Source organism: Streptococcus oralis subsp. oralis, assembly GCF_002096435.1.
GTDB lineage: Bacteria > Bacillota > Bacilli > Lactobacillales > Streptococcaceae > Streptococcus > Streptococcus oralis_AA.
Genome location: NZ_NCUI01000025.1, coordinates 624,642 through 640,952, shown reverse-complemented (window position 1 = coordinate 640,952; position 16,311 = coordinate 624,642). Strand labels below are relative to the sequence as shown.

The following is a 16,311-nucleotide window of genomic DNA, read 5'->3' as shown; positions in this document are numbered from 1 at the left end:
AATCGAGGCTATTATTTCAATGATAAACAAGAATTCTGATTTCTTTTTAGAAAAATAAAAAAGCTTAGAAATATCTAAGCTTCTCGTTTAGAAACGAATCGTTTCACGTGTTTTCTCATATGAAGTTACAAAACGGTTTGTGACTCCTGGTTCAGCAACTTCCAAGGCTTGTGAAATTTTTTCAAATGACGCCTGGTAGTCAAACTCTTTTTCAAAAATTTCAAGCGCTTCGTTGAAGGCCTCTTGGATACGCTCATCAAATGAACGGTAACGGTTTGAGTATTGGAGTAGTTGCTCAGTCAAGGTTGCATATTGAACGATATCATAGGTTTCTGTTTCAAGTGCTTCCATATCATTTGTTGCGACTTCAAGAATTCGTTTAACCGATTCAATATTCACTTGTGGTTGTTCTAACTCTGCCATCAAATCTTCTGTGTTATGACTTGCAGTAAAGAAAAGTTTCAAGAAACTTTGAGGAATACCTGGCAAGTTTCTCTTCTCCATGTAACGTTTGATAGTATGCAAACGGTTCACATAGACATTTGCTTTTTGGCGAGCATTGAGGTCGTCTTTTTCAATTTGCGCAAGTCGTTCGCTAACAGAGATTTGCTCATCCTCTATATCCTTGAGGTTGCTTTGAAGCATTTCCAACTGTTCTTCAAGAACAGAGAAGGCTTGAGTTGGCTCGCCTTGGTCTTCTGTTACCTCTAAGATAGCTGTATCAAGTGCAGCCAATTCTGCTTGAAGACGACGAACATGATTGCCATCACTTTCAGGAAGAAGGTAGGTTTTAGTCAAGCGTTCAAGGTCCTGAACAAGCACCTGATTATTTTCTTTCAAGTGGTTGAGATAAGTTGGTAATGTAGCAAGAAGACTTTCAACCACTTTTTGAGCTGCAATTTCACGAGTGAAGATATCATAAAGTGCGTTGATTTCTTCTTGGATGCGATTATTTTCATACTCTGCATTGTCCAATTCCAACTGACGAATATTTTCTTGATTATTTTTCAAAGACTCATGCAAAAGTTGGAAACGAGACTCGATATCTGTTTCTGTAAAGTGGTAGTTGGCATCCAACAGCTTGCGATAGCCTTCTTCCAAATCTGCTAATTGTTCTGGCAGTTCTTTTGTCAAGGTTTCAACAAGAGCTGGAATTCGCTCAACGATGTGTGTCAAAGCGAGAATATGATTTTCAGTTGAATCAAGAATTGCTGCCGCTTCAACCGGGTCACCTGATGAATTTAGGGTAACAAATTGAGAGAATTCAGATTGGATGTTTTCCAATTGTTTCTCAATCTCAGGAAGGGCTTTCCCATATTTCTCCGAATCTTCTGCAACAGTATGTTGAAGGGATTCAAACAAGTCCAAAGCATGAAGGACACGGCCACTATTCTTAGATTCTTGTTTTTCAAGTTCAGAAAGGGCATTGCGAATAGCTGCAATATCTTCTTCAATCAAGCCAATTTGGCTTTCAATTTGATCAATCTTGTGAGCAGCTTTGAAAAAACGGAAAGAATTATTGTAGCTTTCAGCTTCAAAGAGGTGATTTTCAATATCAGCAAATGAATTCAGAGATAAATCAACCCATTTTTGGTTCCATTCACGGAAGGTCACCTGACTTTGACCAATCAAGTGCATGTTTTTAACGGCTTCAACCTCATCATTTACAGGAAGGTTGTAGAGTTCTTCTTTTCTTTCTTCAAGGGCCGTTAATCTGCTTACATTACGCTTACGTAAAAAGATAGCTGTTACATAAGCTAAGATCAGAATGACTGCAATCGCAACCATTAGATAAATTAGTTGTCCATTAGACATATCAAACTCCTTTTATACTAGAAACAATCGTAATGATTATATCATATTTTTTAAACCAAGGGAACTATTTCCCACATTTTTTAGACGTCAAGTGTACTGTAAACAGCGTTTTCTTCGATAAATTCGCGACGAGGTTCTACTCGATCCCCCATCAACATATCAAAGATTTTATCTGCTTCGGCAGCATCATCTACCGAAACACGCGCCATCAAGCGATGTTCAGGATCCATGGTTGTTTCCCACAATTGGTGGTCATCCATTTCTCCCAAACCTTTATAACGTTGGATGGTTGGTTTTGAACGCCCTTCACTATGACGTGCTAAGGCTTCTTGGAGTTTAATTTCTTGATCTGCACCAGGTTGAATGTATTCTTTGATCTCACTTCCCACTTTAACCCCATAAATCGGTGGTTGGGCAATATAGACATAACCAGCCTCTAAGATTGGTTTCATGTAGCGGTAAATCAAGGTTAGCAGGAGAGTTCGAATGTGGGCTCCATCAACATCGGCATCGGTCATCAAAACGAGTTTTTGGTAACGAGCCTTAGTGACATCAAATTCTGCACCAAATCCTGTTCCCATGGCTGTGAAAAGACTTCGAATTTCTTCGTTTGCAAGGATTTTATCCATGCTAGCTTTTTCAACGTTCAAGATCTTACCACGAATTGGAAGGATAGCCTGGAACTCACGGTTACGACCAGATTTGGCTGATCCACCAGCTGAGTCTCCTTCGACGATGAAGAGTTCGGTTTCAGCTGGGTTGTTTGAAGAACAGTCTGCTAGTTTTCCTGGCAAATTGGAAATTTCCAAACCAGATTTCTTGCGTGTGACTTCACGCGCACGCTTGGCAGCTACACGAGCCTTGGCAGCCAAGATCCCTTTTTCCACGATACGCTTGGCGATCTGTGGATTTTCCATAAGGAAATCAGAGAAGGCATCGCTGAAGAGGCGATTGGTAATCTTGACTACTTCACTATTCCCCAGTTTGGTCTTGGTTTGTCCTTCAAACTGCGGGTTTGGATGCTTAACTGAGATAACTGCTGTCAAACCTTCACGGACATCTTCTCCTGTTAGGTTATCTTCATTGTCTTTTAGTAGCTTATTCTTGCGGGCATAATCATTGATAACACGCGTCAGAGCTGTACGGAAACCTTGCTCATGTGTTCCACCTTCATGGGTGTGAATGTTATTGGCGAAACTCATAACGTTTTCGTGGTAACCGGTTGTGTACTGCATGGCTACTTCAACTGTGATATCATCCATCTCACCGTCTGTGTAGATTGGTGTATCAAAGATCACATCCTTGTTCTCGTTGATATATTCAACGTAGCTAGCAATCCCACCCTCATAGTGGTAATGTTTAGTCTGTTCGAGACCTTCACGCCTATCTGTGATGGAGATTCGAAGGCCTCGATTCAAAAAGGCTAGTTCTTGAATACGTTTGTTTAATTTTTCAAAGTCAAAAGTTGTTGTTTCTGTAAAAATCTCTGGATCTGGTGTGAAGTGAACTGTTGTTCCCGTTTTATCCGTATCTCCAACCACCTCAAGATCAGCAACAACATGACCACGACGGTATTCTTGGTAATGAATCTTACCATTTTTGTGGACATGAACATCTAGTTGCGTTGAAAGAGCGTTTACTACTGATGAACCTACACCGTGCAATCCACCTGAAACCTTGTAACCGCCACCGCCGAATTTTCCTCCAGCGTGAAGAACTGTAAAGACGGTCTCAACAGCGGGACGTCCTGTCTTTTCCTGAATATCAACAGGAATTCCACGCCCATCATCCACTACGGTGATGGAGTTATCTGGCTCTATAAAGACTTGGATGTGACTGGCAAATCCAGCTAGGGCTTCGTCAATTGAGTTATCAACGATTTCCCATACTAGATGGTGAAGACCTTCTTTTGAAGTCGATCCAATATACATACCTGGACGCATACGAACAGCTTCAAGTCCCTCCAAAACTTGAATTTGACTGGCATCATAATCCTGTGCCTGTTGATTTTTGATTTCTTCTGTCATTTTTTCCCTTTTCTTACATGTCTATTGCTTGTCTCAATGTCGCAACGTTATTAAAAAGATAGGCATCTAAGCCAGCAGCTTTACCTGCTTCTACATCTATATTTCTGTCACCAATGACCAAACCAGATGTAATATGATATTTATCACGTAAATAAATCATGGACTCAGGATCTGGTTTTCGTTTAAAGCCAGAACTGGCAGTCACCACCTCGGTGAAGTAGTTCGCTATCTGGGTCTTAGCAAGAAGTTCTAGAACTTGGTCATTTCGATGAGAAACCAAGAAATGGCGACCACCCTTGTCCGAAACGTCTTTGAGTAATTCTGGAATTCCCTCAAACAAAACTGGATGTTCTAGCTCACGCGCTTCATTTTCTTTATAGTTCTCTAAAAAATCCTCGATATCTGGTGCAAACTTCTCGATGGCAAAAGCTGTCGAAACCTTCAAAGCTTCGTAGACTCGGTCGTGTTCTTGCTCTATTCCGTATTGGGCTAAGGTTTCTACAAAGGCTGCAGTAGAAGTCTCATAATTATCCAATAGGGTACCACCTAAATCCCATATATAGTCGTGATATTTCATACCCTTCATTATACCATTTTTTTATGAAAAAAGCGATGATTTCCTAGATTTTTCGGCTCTATAATTTATATAGAGAGTAAAACACTATTGCATCTATGGAGCCTTTTTGTGAAGAATAGCTCCTCTATAAATAATCAAGCAAAATCTTTCTTATCTCAAATATACAAATTAAAGAATAGAAACTACTAACAACCGCGTCATTGTTCACAAACGAAACGCTTTTGGATTTTCAAACTTTAAAAATAGAATACTCATTGCTTTGAATACCACAATAGAGTGCAGAAAAAGATTATTCCAATATGGAGTCCCTTGTTAATTCATTACAGTTCCCAATGATTCCATCTTTCTTTTCAATTGTAATTTATTCTCCAAACAGGCAAAAAACGATAACGTCCTTTTAAGGTGTTATCGTTTTTGTATATCATCAGATAAAGTTTGATTTTTATTGAGCTAAATTCGATTAGTTTCTTCCGAAGTTTTGACCTCTACCATCGCGGTCAAAATACATCCAACTTCCATCTTCAAGTTGAATCCATTTGCTTCGAGCCATATCCCCTGAATTGGCATCGAAATATCGACTAACCCCATTCACATCAACAACTTTTCCTTTGACTTGCTTGCCGTCTTGCGTGAAATAGAGAGTCTGTTGACCAACCTGCTGCAAGCCTGTCACTGCTTTTCCATCTTGATCAAAATAGTACCACTCATTTTGGGAACCTTCGACAAACTTGTTGGTTGCCATCTCTCCTGAGTTAGCATCAAAGTAACGGATACTCTTATCTGAAAGTGTCACGATTTTGCCCTTGACTTGCTTGCCATCTTGGTCGAAGTAAAGTGTTTGTTTGTCAATCTTTTGAAGGCCTGTCACTGCTTTACCAGTTTGGTCAAAGTAATACCATTCGTTCTTGGCACCTTCTGCAAACTTGCCGACTGCCATTTCTCCTGAGTCGGCATCAAAGTAACGGATGGATTTATCAGCCAAAGTTACTACTTTACCCTTGACTTGCTTACCATCTTGGTCAAAGTAAAGTGTTTGTTTGCCAATCTTTTGAAGACCTGTCACTGCTTTACCAGTTTTGTCAAAGTAATACCATTCGTTCTTGGCACCTTCAGCAAACTTGCCGACCGCCATTTCTCCTGAGTTGGCATCAAAGTAACGGATACTCTTATCTGAAAGTGTCACGATTTTACCCTTGACTTGCTTGCCATCTTGGTCAAAGTAAAGTGTTTGTTGACCAATCTTTTGAAGACCTGTCACTGCAACTCCATCTGCTCCGAAATAGTACCAATCACTTGGGTTATCACCTTGAGCAAAACGATTGATAACAGCATTTCCTGAATCCTTGTCAAAGTAACGAAGTTTGCCATCTTTAGCACTCACAATCTTGCCCTTAACCTGATAGCCGTTTTCATCAAAGAATTGCTGTCCATCTCCTATCTTGACAAGACCTCGAGCCATAACGCCCTTGGCATCAAAGTAACGCCAGTTTTGACCATCAGTAGTGTAGTAACGGTTGAGAACTTGGGCACCAGTTTGATCATAGTAGTACTGATTACCATTTTCATCTTCACGGATAGAATCACGAAGTTGAATACCATTCTTCAAGAAATAAACGTGCTTGCCATCAATTTCATGAGCACCTGTTACAAGATAGCCTCGTTTATCGAAGTAATACCAATTTCCATTTTCATCTTGGATAAAGGAATTTTTAGCTTGATAACCACTAGTTGAATAGAACTTAGTACCATTGGCATCACTAACAAATCCTGTGTAAGCATTCTTATTAACTAATTGCTTAGGCAATACTATCTCGCCATTTCTGTTAGTGAGATAGTCGTTGCTAGCCCAGTCTTTAAGAACATAGTAAGCACCACGACCTAAGATATTGGTACCATTGAAGTACTTAGCCGACCACTTGGTAATCTTCTCATCTGTTGTCATCTTTTGACCATTGGAAATCTGTACTCGTTCAAAGATTTCTGGATATTTAGCTTTGAGCTCATCTAAGAAGGCGCCACCGTACTTATCTTGGAAATCAGTTCCATTGGTCTTACTATTAGCTACATAGAGTTTTTCCTTGATTTCTGCACCTTCACGGTAGGTTCCGTAGTTGTTGACACGTGTTGCTGTTACCACTTCCTTACCTGGTAGGTTATAGATTTGGTCTGGTACCCAGTCCGCGATGGCTTGGATATTAACACTGTGAAGCGCACGAAGAGCATTGAGCAAATCTTTTAAAGAACCATATTTATTGTTCTTGCTCATCGCCATATCATAGCGGTCTTCAAAGGCATAACCATTATGAATGATAGAATCTAAGAAAGTACCGTCTTGGCTAGATACATACTGAGGTGGTAGCTCAAATGAAGTTACTCCCCATTCCTTGAAGAGGTTGACATTTTTAGCAATAACTTTATTGGTATATTGGTCATCGCGGGTTGCAAAGTCTTGGAAGTTAGAAAATCCTTCGTAAATCAACTGAGAATCAAGGGCTGCGCTAGATTCGTAGACCTGACCACTAGCGTTTTTCTTCTTGCTTGCTGTTGTACGAGCATCCTGATCTGCCTTAGCGCCAACTGGTACCCAAACAGCCAGATATCCAGAAACCTGTACATTGCTATAGCCTGCAATATCATTCATATCAAAGGTTAAAATACCATTAGCATCTGTCTTCTTCCAGAGCGATTGCGGCACTTCTTCGTCAGTTAGATAGCGGGAAATGCCATCTTTGGTCGTCAAAAGCACAGGGCGATAGTATTGATTCTTGTGGGCTGCTCCCATATTGACTTGCAGTTTATCCCATTCGTTCAGTTTCAGGTTAGGGTTGTTAGAAGCAATAACAGCCATCCCTTGGGTACGGGTTTCTGCTGTTCCTTCATCTGTTGCTTCATTGGCACCAGTACCGTAGCGAACAGAAGTCAAAATACCATTGTAAGACCATTTATCAGCCTCACGAGGTACACCCATATATGTGACTTTCATGTCTTGTCCACCTGCTACATACTTAATACGAGCACGCAACAAGGCATCGATAGCATCGTGGTAAGGAGATTTTTTCTCCATGTATTGACCATCATCGGTATAGAGGTCACCATAGTAGACCCGAGTGATAGAGTCTTTATTGGAGAGCATGAGAGCATGAGCAGTTGGGATGTTGAACTGCGTATACTTCTTGTCTGCCTTGCGCATATCTTCGTTGTAGATCTTGAAGGCTTGCTTGAGTTCATCCATAGTAAAGGTCAAACCATCCGTGTTTGGATTAATATTTTCTCGGATGATGTCGGCAATAACGGTTTGTACTTCACTGTCATGAGCCCGAACAAAGATATAGTTAGCCATCCGTTCGCCATTTTTCTTTTCAGAAGAACGGTCATTTAGACTATTTGTAATCGTTGGCTCTACTCCGCTACGGATAGATAGATTACGCATGAATGAATAAAGCAAGGACAAGCGTAGCTTGTTGTCAATTGCTAGTTGAGCACCTTTAGTATCTTTGTTGTAGTCAGGATCGTTATCAGACCAAGCTTCCAAGATAGACAAATGCTTGATAGCTTCTTCTTCACTTTCTCCCACCTTGTAGCGAGACTTGAAGTAGTCAGATGCGATTTGGAGCAAGTCTGCGTTGACATTGTCCACCGCATCGACACGAACTCCATCAAAATTAGCAGTCGGATCATTGGCTACGATGCTTCCAAAGTTCATCATAAAATGCAACCAGTTGAGTTGTTCGGCTTGAACAGCTGGATTAGAGTTGTCAAAGTCGTTAGCGAGCAAGAACTCATAACCACCATTTGACTTGTCAATGAAGTACTTAGGTGTACCTGTTTGACTAGTAGGGGTACGGTTAAGCAGACGGAACTTAGAGTCAGCATGAGAGCTCTTCTCATTATTGGTATAAAGCAAAGCTCCACCCTGCAAGTGGTCCTTTTTAGTACCAGTTGTTTCAGACTCTGACTTGATATTCCAGTTTGGCTGGGTTTTGACAAAGGCACCCATCAGCGTTCTCAACCATTTTGTATCGCCTTCTTTACCAATTTTTTCCTCAATTTTGCGCTGAACCTGCTGAGAAGCTCCTGTCAGGAGAGCTTGTTCAACTTTGTTTTCAAAAGCACCTGCTCCCAGACCTTGCTGGTTCATATAGTTGAGGTAATTAATCTGAGTACGTTTATCAGGCCACCAAGCCATCAAAAGGGGACGTAAGTCTGTTTCTGTCGAAGCCGTCCATGTTTTTCCATCTTTTAAGATGAACTTTGGACGATACCAACTATCTGCTGTCAAATAACCGTCTACAGTTTCGATATCCTTGTCAGTCGTACCGTAAAAAGCATTCTTTTGAGAGAATTCATTATTGAGACTGCTGGTTCCTTGTTGGAACTGATATTCATTTGAATCAACTAAGGCACCGGTTTCTGCATCAAAATAAAGTATTCTCCCATTAAGTTCAACTGCAAAGTTCTTTTTAACTGTACCATCGTCCTGAACATAGTAATTTTTACCATCAATGGTCTTAATATGAGATAGGACATCATCATCATGGTCAGCATTTACAGGTGCAGGTTGAGCCTGATCTGCCACCATTCTTTCAGCTATTGCTCCCTGTTTTTGAGCAGGTTCGGGCAAGCGATCTTTCTTTGCAACCTTTGGATTTGCAACAATCTTGTCTTCAACAGCCGTTTTTTCTCGCTTGTCGCCTTCTTGGTCTTGGGCAGTTGTTGGCCTTGCTTGTTTATTCTGGTCTGCTACTTCAGTTTTAGGAGTTTCTGTGATTGCATTAGCAGCTTTAACTTCTTCAGCAACAGCAGCCTTTTCTGTAGATGCTTCTTTCGTATCTGCTGGTTTAGCAGGCTCTTGAGCATTGGTTTGAACTGTTGCTTCTGTATTTTCTGCTGGTTTAGCAGGCTTTTCACTAGCAGCAACATCGTCTGTCACCTTGTCTGCAGGGGTTACTTTTTCTGCTTCTTGCTCAGATGCTATTTTAGCTTGGGCTGGAGTTTGCTGACCCGGACCACTAGTCTGAGCTGTAGCAGGTTCTTGAACTACAACCTGCTTTACATCATCCGCATGGACAACGCCTGATTCTAGACCAAGTACCTTTGGTGCTACAATAAGGGCCAAGGTAGTCAAAGCAATGGCTACCCAGTTTTTCTTAACTTTATGCATCTTATAATGAATCTTTTTCTCCATCATAAAGCCTCCTTCTGAATTTAGTATAAAGTTACGCTCTTATTCTAGTATATTTTTCAAAATGATCATTTTTTGTTGCACATCTACAACTATGAAAGGCAAATTCTTTCAAACTGTTCTTTAAGCTTTTGAGCAACACCAAAGGAATCTAAAAATTCAAAAAAAGATAGGCATTGCTCGATGTCACTGAGAGCATTGGTATTCCCAACCTTGTAGGAGTAGAGAGCCCTATGATACTTAATCAGCGTTCGATCATATAGATCTGTTTCAGGAATTTTAGAGTGGTCGAGATAATTGAGAAACCTCATAGCAACTAGCAGATGGTTTCCTTCGATACAGACGCTAATGACATTAAGTAGCATCTTGATAATACGGCGGCGATTTTCAGGTAGGTTATTATAAAACTGGGTACGATTGATCATCTCACTAGCGAAGGTTTCCAGCGTTTCCAAGGTCATCAAATCAACACTGTTTGTAAAAAGCCAGAGTTCATAACGTCCCCACTCCTCAACAGAAAAGAGATGATCCGTCAGGAATTCAATATCCTTCTTGCTAATCTGAAAATCTGAGCAACAGGAGGACAAGAGGGCCCTGACAATGATTGTATTGAGTTTATAGTTTTTCTTCTCAGGAAACTGTTCGGTCAAAGCTTCTGAGCTTGACAAAATATTTTGGAGCTTGACAACATTGTTTTCCTGATATGCATCAGCTACTTTTTTTGAGAACAGCACATCATCTGAATCAATGTAATTATGGTAAACATACTGAAACTCCTCTAGGGAAACGGCCATATTTTTTAAACAGCAATAAAAAGAATCAAGTGTGATCCCATTGACTCCCCGTTCAAAACGGGATAGCTGAGCCACGGAAATATCACCAGCAGCTACCTCTTTCAGGGACATTTTTTTTGATTCTCTAATGACTTTGAATATTTTTCCAAAAGTTTCCAACATATCACTCCCCCAGTTTCGTATATGCAAAAAATTCTTACTAATTTTAATATACTAGTAACACGTTTCAATTACATTACAGAGAAAGTACTTTATATTTCAAATTAATACAAGCAGATTAATTCACACGATAAAGTATCTTAATATAACATTTGTTGAATATTCTATCTTTTTCAAGAATCTTTTGATTTCAGAAACAATCTGAAGTATTCTATCTAACAACTTGAAAACACTAACATTTCTAGAGATAGATTTCCTTCTTATGCTAGACAAAGTTCTGGACAAAACTTGATTGATTTATAAAAGATTGATATAAAATCGCAAGACAATCATCTGAAACATTTTTTAGACATAGAGTAAATAAAAAAACGAGAGTCCGCCTCTCGTTTTACTGTTGATTTCCAAAGACATCTCGATAGAGCATGCCGTCTCGTAAACTTTCAGCATCTCCTCCCAATTGCTCTACCAATTCATAGGCAAAGGCAAGTGCGGTTGACGGTCCTCGGCTAGTTGTTAGATTACCATCTACAACCACTGTTTGCTTTTGATAAATTCCATCAGTAATTTGCTCCTGAACTCCGTCATAACAAGTAAAGTGCTTGTCTTTCAGGACACCTGCTTGATGGAGGGCGATTGGGGCTGCACAGATAGCTGCAATTTTCTTTCCAGCTTGGTCAAAGGCTTTAATCTCAGAAATGAGGGCTGGATTATCCCGTAGGTGAGCTGATCCTGGCATGCCACCTGGAAGAACTACCAAGTCATAGTCAGACAAATCACCATCAAAGATACGGTCGGCTTTTACCTGAATGCCATGTGATCCTGTCACGTGCTCTTCAAATCCTACCATATCACATGAAATGTTTGCTCGACGCAAGACATCAACTACTGTCAAGGCTTCAATTTCTTCAAAACCCTGGGCTAAGATAACTGCTACTGTTGCCATAGTGGCCTCCTTATTTGATTTGTTTTAGGACGACTTTCTTTCGTTTGAATGGAACTTTTCCACTTTTCTCCTCCGCTAGGTTTGTCTGGTAACTCATAGACAAGAGGAGACCGACACCAATGAGGTTGCTAATAATTGCGGAGCCCCCTTGAGAGATGAAAGGTAGAGGAATCCCTGTCAAAGGAAGTAAGCCTGTCACGGCACCGATATTTTCAAAGATATGGAAGAGCAACATCATAATAAAACCAGTCGAAATGTAGGTGTAGAACTGGTTATTTGACCTGAGCGTAATCTTCAACATCCGGTAAATAAGAAGTAAGTACAGGGCAACGACAAAGACCGAACCAATAAAGCCAAAGTCTTCAGCAATCACTGTGAAAATCATATCACTCTCACGTACTGGAATGAGGAGATTGGACACATTGAAACCTTGCCCAAACAAGCCACCACTTCCAATCGCAATTTGTCCCTGCGCCTGTTGGTAAGTCGTTGTTTGCGCGAAGTCAAAGGGATTGAGCCAAGCCAAGATGCGGTTGATCTGGTAGGTTGGCATTCCAATCTGATGCAAGAAGGCACGTCCATCCTTGCTTATAAAGATGGCCATGAAGCCTGCAACTGCAGTCACTCCTGTCGCAAAAACAGGAATGATAATCTTCCATGAAACACCTGAAAGGAGAACCATGCCTGCAAAAATAGCTACAAAGACCAAGGCAGTCCCTAAGTCACTTTGTAGGGCTAAGAGGATCAAGACTGGGATGGTAAAGGCAATCATCCAACCAATCAATAGGAAATCCAAGGGAATAGTCCGTCGCCATTCCTTGTGTTTTTGAGTGAATTGTACGATGACTCGAGCCAACATCAAGATATAGGAAATCTTCATGAACTCCGATGGCTGGAAAAGTGTCGTTCCACCAATCGATACCCAGTTCTTGGCACCTGTTGACGCTACAAGATTTGGATTGTAGAAAACAAGGGGGAGGACCATCAAAGCCAACCCTAGACCATAAAGATAGGGGGTCACCTTCCATAAAAACTCGGTATTAAAGAACATGACCACAAAACCAATGACAAGGCCCAAGGCAATCCAAGCGATTTGCTGACCTAGAATTGGCAATACATTATTTGGATAGTCATGACTCACTGCTATATAAATGGCCACTACTCCAATCACCAGTAAACAAAACACTGGTAGGAGGAGGCTATAATCGACTCGAGAGTCGAAGGAACGTTTCATATTTTTTACCTTTTCTCTTTCTGGGATTTTTCTTTCATTCTATTGCGACGAGATTGGAGAAAATCAGCTACAGCAGGCTCTAGCTGTTCTCTAGAAAGAACCTGAACAGCCCTTTCTTTTGACAAGGCCTGAGCGATTTGTTTGCCGTAACGCTTGCTGACGACACGACTGTCTAAGATAACAGCAACCGAACCTTGGTCAGATCTTCTAACAGTGCGGCCCAGAGCTTGTTTTAGCCGAATGATCGCCATCGGTAACTGATAATCATAGAAAGGATTTTTCCCTTCTTGGCGCAGTTCTTGGTTTAATTTTTTGGTTAACGGTTCTTGGGGATTTTGGAAAGGCAATCTCGGAATCACTTGGATCACGCAAGGATGGGTTGAAAAATCAACTCCTTCCCAGAAACCACCTGTTCCAAGCAAGATCTGGCGTTCACCTTTTTCAAAACGTTTTTTCAGTTGGCTTGGTTCCCCATTTTTATACTGAGCTAGATGCGGTTGGTCGAGCAGGTCCGAAACTGCCAGCAACATTTCTTTTGAGGTAAACAAGACCAGTATGGGTTCTTGAAAGGCTTGTAAGCTTCGGATAACAGAAGCCACTTCACTAGCATAGTCAACAGGCGAAACTTCTGTCACAAGAGGAAAATCATTGACTAGAAAGACTTCTTGTTGCTCCTGTTTTGCTACATCAAGCCTAACAAGTGGAGCATCCGGAAATCCCAATAAATCTGCTAGGGAAACCCGATTGCTGATTTCAAGAGTAGCCGATACTCCTAGGAGCCTACAATCTTTTGGCAATAGGTCTGCTAGTATAAAGCGGCCTTTTTTACTTGAACAAATCAAGACATCCTTGCTCGAATTCTCAGTTGCAGCAAGCCAAAATTCACGATCCGACGTGAAAAAGTTTGCAATTTCTCTATACTCTGGAAGAGCTAGCTCCGAAAAATGTTGGCGCAAGTGTTCGAGAGAATCCAACCACTTTCCATTCTTCAGACCTGACTGATAGTGCTCTATCAAGTATCGACATTCAAAGCTAATACTCTCAAGCAAGCGTTTCTGAACCAAATTCTCCACTGACTCTAAGGACTTTTCAATTTGAGTTACAAGATCCTCAAGGCGATAAGCCTGCTGGGCTAGATTTTCGAGAGCTAGCAGCATTTTTTGAGCTTCATCCAAAATTACCAAACGGTTATCAACAAACTCTGGATTGTCTTCCAAACGAGTGACCAGATAGGCATGATTGGTCAGAAGAACACGACTGGTCTTGGCCTTTTCCTGCCCTCGTTTCCAAAAATCCTCTGTGGCAAATAAACTTTTCTTTGAAAACTTGCCATCGTGGACTAGTTCTGGCAGAAAGTGCTGGTAGCGATAAAGCTGCCCGATTTCGTCCAAGTCACCTGTCTCTGTCTCCGTTAGCCAGATAAGCAGTTGCATTTTAAAACGTGTGAAGAGGCGATTGGACTCCGGTCGATGGAGGACTCGGTGAAAGGCATCCAGTTTCAAGTAATTTTGAGGACCTTTGAGACTATGAATTTCCATATGGAAGACCTCTTTTAAGCGCTGACCTTCTTCTTGCATGATTTGATTTTGAAGAATTTTGGTCGGAACACTCACTAGGATACCTGCTTGACTCTCCAAGTTCAAAGCTGGGAGGAGATAACCATAAGTCTTGCCCAGTCCCGTTTGGGCTTGGATAAAGGAAGTCTGGTGTTCTTCCAATAATTGCTCAATTTTCTCCGCAAATTCCAACTGTTGCGGACGCTCCTCCAGCCCCAATAAAGAAATGTTTTTAGCAAAATCTTTGGATAACTTTCGTGGGACTAAGGCTTTGCTTTCCTTTCTGAGGAAAAGCCCATGAAGTTCCATCAAGTCGGGCGAAGATAAGAGAGATTGTTGCTGATAGACCTCCTCAATCACCAGATAACTTTCATAGAGAAGGTTGTCTGCAAGTTTTAGCAAGCTTTCTAAGAGCCCTTTAGGTAGCTCAAAAAGTTTTTGACGCATGTAAAGCAAGAGTTCAGCTGTTGCCTGAGCATCAGACAGAGCAGTATGAGCCTGTTCCAGTTCAATGCCCAACTCTTGACAAAGAATACCTAGATTGTACTTTTCAAACTGAGGATATAGAACTTGGGCAAGCTCAACTGTATCCACCCGCGGTGTGCGCAATTCATATCCTTCAAAAAAGAGAAATTCCGCCAGAAGGTTGGCATCAAACTGTACATTGTGCGCAACAAAAATACCGTCCTTAACCAATTCAAAAATTTTTCCAGCTACCTGAGAAAACTCTGGTGCCGTAGCCAAACGCTGATCGGTCAGACCAGTTAATTCTTTGATATGAGAATCCAAGGGTTCGTGAGGATTGACATCAGTCGCATACTGATCGATGATTTCACCATTCTCAATCACCACAATACCTACTTGAATAATTTTTGCCTTGCTTCCGGTGCTGGTCGCCTCTAAATCAACGACCACATACCGATCATTTCTCGCATTCATCATTAAAAATTATATCAAAAAAAGCATGATTTGACACCCCTCAACTTTGATAACAATCTCGCTTCACTTTCGAGTTCGATTAAAAATCAAGACCTTAAAAGTGAGAATTTCTCGCAAGTTCAGCAGTTGCTTGCAAGTTCTGAGATGTTTGAAAAACTTAACAGGTTAGTTACATCAATATAAAAAGACAACCAAGGTATCAGTTGCCTTTTTGAGATATTTTTTTCATTGTATTCGGAAGTGTCTTGCTAATTTCTGTTGGCAAGACAAGATAGTGTTCTTGAGCTAGTTCTTGGGCAATGGCTGAGTGCAGATGAGTCGCTACCACCACTCTCTCATAGAGACTGACTTGGTGAAACTGACCTGCAAAACCTGCAATCATCCCAGCCAGAGTATCTCCCATTCCACCAGTTGCTTGATAGGGGCCTCCGACTTCTAATTGATAATATTCAGGCTGACCGACTTGCCAGATACGAGTTGCTGGACCCTTCTCGACTAGAATCGTTCCTTGAGGAAAAGTAGAAAGAGCCCTAGCAGTCGTCTCTTTATTTTGATGGTCAAGAACTATACTAGACAGTCTTTCCCATTCCTTTTGGTGGGGAGTTAGGATGAGCTGACTGGAAGGAAATGGTAACTGGCCTTTTGCTAAGATGCCCAAAGCACCGCCATCTGCAATCAAAATCTGGTCTTTTCTAAGGCTGTCAAAGACCCGTTTTACGAGTTCTTCTCCGAATGCATCCTCTCGCAAACCCGGACCTAGCAAGACAACTTCTGCCTTTTCCAACTGCTCTTTTAACAATTGCTGATCTTGAAGAGAAAATGCCATGGCCTCAGGTAAATGACTGTGCAGAGCCGGAATATTTTCCTTATCCGTGCCAACAGTCACCAACCCTGCCCCACTTTCGACAGCTGCAATGGCTGACATGATGATAGCTCCCCCATAAGGATAGGTCCCTCCCAGCAAGAGCAGGCGACCGTAATCTCCCTTATGGCTGTGACGACAACGTTCAATAATAACTTTTTCTAATAAAGTTTGATCAATCACTTTCATCGATTTTTCCTCTCACTCCATTATACTACAAAAG

General features: G+C 41.2%; 9 protein-coding genes. All 9 read right to left on the bottom strand.

From position 1 onward, the window contains the following. Positions 1 to 87: 87 nt before the first annotated feature. The 9 genes from ezrA to B7723_RS09350 all read right to left on the bottom strand — a co-directional run bounded on the left by ezrA (position 88) and on the right by B7723_RS09350 (position 16,277). A complete protein-coding gene (gene ezrA / locus B7723_RS09390; RefSeq protein WP_000064804.1) occupies positions 88 to 1,815 on the bottom strand; it encodes a septation ring formation regulator EzrA in 1,728 nt (575 codons plus the stop codon). 80 nt (positions 1,816 to 1,895) lie between these two features. Beyond that, positions 1,896 to 3,842 carry a DNA topoisomerase (ATP-hydrolyzing) subunit B gene (gyrB, locus tag B7723_RS09385; RefSeq protein ID WP_000134077.1) on the bottom strand — a complete coding sequence of 649 codons (1,947 nt, stop codon included), beginning with the start codon at positions 3,840 to 3,842 and terminating at the stop codon, positions 1,896 to 1,898. 13 nt (positions 3,843 to 3,855) lie between these two features. Next, entirely contained in the window at positions 3,856 to 4,419 is a 564-nt protein-coding gene (locus B7723_RS09380; RefSeq protein ID WP_025168831.1) for an HAD-IA family hydrolase, read from the bottom strand. Between the two features lie 460 nt (positions 4,420 to 4,879). Then, positions 4,880 to 9,607, bottom strand: coding sequence for a glycoside hydrolase family 70 protein (locus tag B7723_RS09375; protein WP_084849416.1), 4,728 nt, complete (start codon positions 9,605 to 9,607; stop codon positions 4,880 to 4,882). Positions 9,608 to 9,693: 86 nt separating this feature from the next. Continuing rightward, positions 9,694 to 10,557 (bottom strand): helix-turn-helix domain-containing protein, encoded by an 864-nt coding sequence (locus tag B7723_RS09370; RefSeq protein ID WP_000894366.1) that lies wholly within the window; start codon positions 10,555 to 10,557, stop codon positions 9,694 to 9,696. A 385-nt stretch (positions 10,558 to 10,942) separates the two neighbouring features. Next, on the bottom strand, positions 10,943 to 11,497 hold the full coding sequence (locus B7723_RS09365; protein ID WP_000246647.1) for a DJ-1 family glyoxalase III: 555 nt from the start codon (positions 11,495 to 11,497) through the stop codon (positions 10,943 to 10,945). A 10-nt stretch (positions 11,498 to 11,507) separates the two neighbouring features. After that, positions 11,508 to 12,731: an FtsW/RodA/SpoVE family cell cycle protein gene (locus B7723_RS09360; RefSeq protein WP_084849417.1), complete on the bottom strand. Its 1,224-nt coding sequence runs from the start codon at positions 12,729 to 12,731 to the stop codon at positions 11,508 to 11,510. 5 nt (positions 12,732 to 12,736) lie between these two features. Then, on the bottom strand, positions 12,737 to 15,226 hold the full coding sequence (locus B7723_RS09355) for a bifunctional DnaQ family exonuclease/ATP-dependent helicase (protein ID WP_394334943.1): 2,490 nt from the start codon (positions 15,224 to 15,226) through the stop codon (positions 12,737 to 12,739). A gap of 199 nt (positions 15,227 to 15,425) precedes the next feature. Beyond that, positions 15,426 to 16,277, bottom strand: coding sequence for an NAD(P)H-hydrate dehydratase (locus B7723_RS09350; RefSeq protein ID WP_084849419.1), 852 nt, complete (start codon positions 16,275 to 16,277; stop codon positions 15,426 to 15,428). Between the last annotated feature and the right edge of the window lie 34 nt (positions 16,278 to 16,311).

What these genes read in the sequence shown, in the direction of transcription:
- ezrA (WP_000064804.1), bottom strand. Translation starts at nt 1,815, where the DNA reads ATGTCTAATGGACAACTAATTTATCTAATGGTTGCGATTGCAGTCATT.
- gyrB (WP_000134077.1), bottom strand. Translation starts at nt 3,842, where the DNA reads ATGACAGAAGAAATCAAAAATCAACAGGCACAGGATTATGATGCCAGT.
- B7723_RS09380 (WP_025168831.1), bottom strand. Translation starts at nt 4,419, where the DNA reads ATGAAATATCACGACTATATATGGGATTTAGGTGGTACCCTATTGGAT.
- B7723_RS09375 (WP_084849416.1), bottom strand. Translation starts at nt 9,607, where the DNA reads ATGATGGAGAAAAAGATTCATTATAAGATGCATAAAGTTAAGAAAAAC.
- B7723_RS09370 (WP_000894366.1), bottom strand. Translation starts at nt 10,557, where the DNA reads ATGTTGGAAACTTTTGGAAAAATATTCAAAGTCATTAGAGAATCAAAA.
- B7723_RS09365 (WP_000246647.1), bottom strand. Translation starts at nt 11,497, where the DNA reads ATGGCAACAGTAGCAGTTATCTTAGCCCAGGGTTTTGAAGAAATTGAA.
- B7723_RS09360 (WP_084849417.1), bottom strand. Translation starts at nt 12,731, where the DNA reads ATGAAACGTTCCTTCGACTCTCGAGTCGATTATAGCCTCCTCCTACCA.
- B7723_RS09355 (WP_394334943.1), bottom strand. Translation starts at nt 15,226, where the DNA reads ATGAATGCGAGAAATGATCGGTATGTGGTCGTTGATTTAGAGGCGACC.
- B7723_RS09350 (WP_084849419.1), bottom strand. Translation starts at nt 16,277, where the DNA reads ATGAAAGTGATTGATCAAACTTTATTAGAAAAAGTTATTATTGAACGT.